Source organism: Chromobacterium sp. Panama (assembly GCF_003052555.1).
In the GTDB taxonomy this organism is placed as follows: Bacteria; Pseudomonadota; Gammaproteobacteria; order Burkholderiales; family Chromobacteriaceae; genus Chromobacterium.
This window is the reverse complement of record NZ_QARX01000001.1, coordinates 1-4,700: the sequence shown is the minus strand read 5'-3', so window position 1 is coordinate 4,700 and position 4,700 is coordinate 1. Positions and strand designations below refer to the sequence as shown.

Sequence of the window (4,700 nt, the reverse complement as noted above, 5' to 3'; positions counted from 1 at the left end):
TGGGGCAGCACCCATCCCACCAGTTACTGCACCGCCGGCCAGCCGCTGCCCTTGCTCGATGTCGCCTTCCCGCTACCGTGGTGGCAGCAATGGCTGAGCAAGGAATGGAAGGTCTACCGGCCCACCGAGGTGGAATGGGAGCTGGTGCGCTACCAACTGCCGCCCGAGGCTTGAAAGGAGCACCCGATGTTCAGCCACGCCAGCACGCGCCAGAACCCGGCAAACCGCCCGCTGATCCAGCAGGCGGCCGTGACCTTGTGGCTGACGGCTTTAGCCGTGAGCATCGCCGCCCCGGCCCTGGCCCAGGAGCCCCGCATGAGCACCCTCAGCCCCAAACAGCAAGAGGCCTTGGCCTTCCGCTGCGTCCACCAGCAACTGCCGGCGCCGACGCCGGAAGCGGATCAGCTCTTCCTCTACGCCCGTTATCTGCAAAAACACAATCTGGTCAAGCGCGACCCAGCGGTCAATCATCAGGTGCGGCTGCTCTACCGCATTGCCGCCGCCCATGGTCACGTCAAAGCCAATATCAATTTGCAAAATGGGCTGACCGATGGCGATCTTCTTGGCGGCTCTCGCGAGGTGCTGGCGCTGAACCAACAATTGCTGGAGCAAGCGCCGGCCCCCGGCTATTACAACCTCGCCTACTACACCAGCTTGGGTTATGGCATCAAGCGCGACCGCGAGCTGGCGCTGCGCTATTTCCGCAAGGCTGCCGATCTGGGCAATCCCGAGGCACAGTTCTATGTCGCCGAGCTACTCAGCCCCTACGACAAAGCTCCTGATATCGCAGTGAAGATGTGGCAATGTGCCGCCGAACAAGGCCATGCCAAAGCGGCTTCAACACTAGGCATTCGGCAGCGCAATCTTAAGCAATACCCACTGGCATTACAGGCTCATCAGCTTGGGGTTAAAGCGGGAGACTCTACTTCTGCCCTTGCTCTTGGAGAAGGCTTCAAGACTTCTCCCCCCGATGATGGTGCATATTATATGGCTCTGAAACTGGACCCCGAACGCAGTCGCCGTTACCAGCAAATCCGGCAATTCCTGTCCTCGCACTCCTACCTGCAACCCACCGTCGAAGACGTCGACCAGATCGTGCCGCTGCCGCCGGCCCCCTTGCCGCCCTGGGACGGCGGCTTCCGCTGGCTGAAAGCCTGGCGCGGGCCGGGACCGGCTCAGCCCAGCGAAGCGCTGATCCAGCAACTTGCCGAGGCCCGTGGCCTGGCCGTCACCTCCTATCGCGAGCCGCCGCCCGTCGCGGCTAAACGCCCACGCAAACCTTCCAAAGCCAACGCCCCGCTGTTGACGACGTCCGCATTCCGCTGCATCCATCAGCGGCTGCCCGAGCCCATGCCGGAAGCCGAACACTTGTTCCTGTACGCCCGGCACCTGCTGCAAGGCGCCGCGCAAACGCTCGATCCGGCGGTTGCGCGGCAAGCACTGCGGCTATACCGCATCGCCGCCGCCCACGGCCATGTCCAGGCCAATATCAATTTGCAAAGCCATTTGCTCAGCGGCTACCTCGCCATCAACCCCGCCCGCAGCGGCCTGCGCGAGGCCATGGCGCTCAACCAGCAATTGGTGGATCAAAACCTGGCTCCCGGATACTACAACTTCGCCTCTTACAACTACGCCCGCGGCGGCAACCGCATCCGCAGCAAGGAAATGCTCCAAAGCGACCGAGAGCAGACGCTGCGCGCTTTCCGCAAGGCAGCCGATCTGGGCTCGCCTGAGGCGCTGTTTCATGTCGCCAATGTGTTGACGGCAGCAGGTGAGGCCCCTGAACTCACGCATCAAATGTACCGCTGTGCGGCAGAGCAGGGGCTGGCGCAGGCGGTCAGGATCGCCGGACGTCACTTGAGGCAGGCCAGAGACTACCAAGCAGCCTTGCAAATCTTCCAGCTGGGGGTCAAGGCTGGCGATCCGGCCGCCGCTTACTTCCTGAGGAACAGTTTCAACCCACCTCCCTACGACAGTTTGTTTTCCATGGGGCTGGCTCGGGACCCGGAACGCAGCCGCCGCTACCAGAAGATCGAAGAACTCCTCCGCGCCAATGCCCAGCGACAGCCGGAAATAACCAACATAGACCAAATCGTGCCGCTGCCGCCTGCGCCCTTGCCGCCCTGGGATGGCAGCCTCCAGTGGCAGAAGGCTTTTAGTGGTCCGGGACCGGACCAACCCAGCGAAGAACTGATCCAGCAGCTGGCCGAAGCCAAGCAGCTCGACCCCGCCACCGGCCTGTTCGAGGCGGCCCCCGGCACGGAGCCCACGGAACCACCGCGGTTTTAGATTTTGCGGCCATGACGGCAAAAAACGCATGCGTCGCGGCAGCGGACGCTGGCTTGATGGAGAAATACTTTATGCGCCACACCCAATACTTGTTTGGATTAAGCGGGCTGGCACTCGCCGCGCCTGGTTTCGCATCGCCAGGAAATCTGGGGAGGCTGGTGGAGATATTCATCTTTATTGCCTTAGAACCTGTTCAAAGTCTCGCGAGCAAGAGCGAGACAAGGCGAAAACGAGCGAAAAAGCGGAATGTACAAGTGGTACATGAGCATTTTGAGCTTGTTTTTAACGCCGTATCGCCGAAGCGCAGCAGACTTTGAACTGGCTCTTAGCGCTTCTGCTGGTCTGGCTTGCCGTACTGGTGCTTGTTATCCGCCATCAAATCAAGCAAGGCAAGCCCAGGGGAGTCATTGTCCTGTCTGCAAGCCTCTTATTGATTGTGCCGCCGCTATGCATTTTTTTGAGCGCTTTATAGCCGCCGGACCCTGATTAGCGCGCCTCGCTGTCACAAGCTCATGACATGGCGGATTTGTCATTTATTAAATAAATTAAGGAGTTATTCATGCCCGGCAAAATCATTCGTTTAGGCGACCCCACCAGCCATGGCGGCAGCGTGATCAGCGCTTCCGGCCCGGTTGTCTACGGCAAGGCGGCCGCCCGGGTGGGCGATCAAGTCAGTTGCCCCCAACCGGGTCATGGCGTCAGCTCCATTTTGCCCGGCCCCACCCGCATGTCCGCCCATGGCTCGGCCTTCGCGTTGGAAGGCTTCCAGGCCGGCTGCGGCTGCACGCTGATCTCCACCTTGCCCAACGCCGGCGAGGTTTGAGATGGCCTGGCCCTTGCCGCAACTCAAGCGCCCGGATTGGCCGGAGCCGCCTTCCCCCGCCCGCTGGCTGGCCTTGCTGCTGGCCGCCTTCGCCATCGGCCTGACGGCCGCCAGTCTGCTCTGGCCGCGCGCCAGCCTGGGCCAGGGCTGGCGCTTCTGGGGCTGGGCGCTGCTCATGCCCTGGCTGGTCTGGCTGATGCTGTGGGGGCTGCGTTACTACCTGTTTGAAACCGAGCGCGAAAACATCCGGGCCGAGCATCAGGCTCAGGACGAACTGCGCGCCGGCTGGGTGCAATGGGCGCGCGCGGCGCTGCCGGTGACCGCCGTCAGCGTGATCCATCCGCAGGAGCGGCCGCTGAACGGCGCGCTCAGCGGCCAGAACGGGCCGCATCAGGACCAAGCCCTGGCGCTGGACGCCTTGTTGCCGGGCAAACCCTTGCCGCAACGGCTATTGGCCTTGCTGGATCAGTTGCTGACTCCGGAATTGCGACAGGCGCTGGCGCGATTGGACCACTGCCAGCTGCTGCTGTGCGCGCCGGCGCGCCACGCCGAATCCTGGCGCTCGCTGTGTTGGTCGCGCCTGAGCGAGCTCCCGGCCGGCCAGGCTTGGCAAGCGGGCAGCCGCGACCTGGACCCGGAGCAGACCCGCGCCTGGCTGCTGGCCGCCCATGGCGGCCCGGATGGGGAGGGCCGGCTCCGGCAGCCCGCCCTGTTGTTAGCCGCCCACCTGCACCCCGAGCTGACGCTGGGCGCATCCGCGCCGGCGCAGTGCGAACTCGGCTTCGCGCTCTTATTGCAGCCCGATGCCGCACAGCCATTGGTTTACTTGCCGCGGCCGATGCCAACCGACGCCGCGCAGATGATGGCCGACTTCGCCACGCTGCAAGAGATTCAGTTGCCGGGCGCCGACGCGCCGCGCGGCTGGCACAGCCAATTGGACGAGACCGCGCAAGCCGCCTGGGGCCGGATCGCCGAGCTGCCCGCCTTGCAGTGGCTGAAAAACCAGCCCCCGCGTTGCCACGCCCTGGACTCATGGCTGGGTCAAACCGGCGCCTGGGGCTATCCGCTGCAACTGGCCTTGCTATGCCAGCTTCGCTTGCCCGGCGCGCAAGTGCTGGCCTGGCAGCAGCAAGAAAGCAGTTGGATTCAGGCCATCATCAACTCACCTCCCAGCGGCGCCATGGAGAAAGCGGCATGAAATTCGGCATCTGGGTTTTCATTATCGCCGGCCTGGCGATCTGCCTTGGCCTGTTCGCCCTGTGGCAAGGCAAGCTTATCGACTTAAGCGAACTGCAACTGGGCGACACGGTATTGTGGAGCGCCGTGGCCGCTACAGCCCTGCTGCTGCTCATCCTGCTGTTTAACCGTTACCGGGCCAAGCTGGCCGCCGCCCGCCAAAGTTTGCTGGCGCGCTGGCCCGGCCGCAAATCTTCGCGCCCGGCCAGCTTGGAGCCGTCCGCGCCCAGCGCCAACTGGGCCGGCCTGGCGCTCATCGCCCAAGACTGGCGCCAGCGCCCGGCCCGGCAGCGTCCGCACTGGCTGCTGCTCTGCGGCGCGCCCGAGGCCATCCACCAGGCGGTGCCGGCGC

The 4,700-nt window shown here is 63.9% G+C and carries 5 protein-coding genes; all 5 read left to right on the top strand.

All coding sequences use genetic code 11. The features are described 5' to 3' along the window. Positions 1-186: 186 nt before the first annotated feature. Positions 187-2,289, top strand: coding sequence for a DUF6396 domain-containing protein (locus DB032_RS00020; protein ID WP_107797749.1), 2,103 nt, complete (start codon positions 187-189; stop codon positions 2,287-2,289). Positions 2,290-2,300: 11 nt separating this feature from the next. Continuing rightward, on the top strand, positions 2,301-2,606 hold the full coding sequence (locus DB032_RS23485) for a hypothetical protein (protein WP_146176544.1): 306 nt from the start codon (positions 2,301-2,303) through the stop codon (positions 2,604-2,606). A 242-nt stretch (positions 2,607-2,848) separates the two neighbouring features. Beyond that, positions 2,849-3,112 carry a PAAR domain-containing protein gene (locus DB032_RS00015; RefSeq protein ID WP_107797748.1) on the top strand — a complete coding sequence of 88 codons (264 nt, stop codon included), beginning with the start codon at positions 2,849-2,851 and terminating at the stop codon, positions 3,110-3,112. A 1-nt stretch (position 3,113) separates the two neighbouring features. Beyond that, complete coding sequence (locus DB032_RS00010; protein ID WP_107797747.1) at positions 3,114-4,310, top strand: hypothetical protein; 1,197 nt, start codon at positions 3,114-3,116, stop codon at positions 4,308-4,310. Continuing rightward, positions 4,307-4,700, top strand: a 394-nt coding sequence (locus DB032_RS00005) for a hypothetical protein (RefSeq protein ID WP_146176543.1), incomplete at its 3' end; no start/stop codon positions are given. The genes DB032_RS00010 and DB032_RS00005, both read left to right, overlap by 4 nt.

What these genes read in the sequence shown, in the direction of transcription:
- DB032_RS00020 (WP_107797749.1), top strand. Translation starts at nt 187, where the DNA reads ATGTTCAGCCACGCCAGCACGCGCCAGAACCCGGCAAACCGCCCGCTG.
- DB032_RS23485 (WP_146176544.1), top strand. Translation starts at nt 2,301, where the DNA reads ATGACGGCAAAAAACGCATGCGTCGCGGCAGCGGACGCTGGCTTGATG.
- DB032_RS00015 (WP_107797748.1), top strand. Translation starts at nt 2,849, where the DNA reads ATGCCCGGCAAAATCATTCGTTTAGGCGACCCCACCAGCCATGGCGGC.
- DB032_RS00010 (WP_107797747.1), top strand. Translation starts at nt 3,114, where the DNA reads ATGGCCTGGCCCTTGCCGCAACTCAAGCGCCCGGATTGGCCGGAGCCG.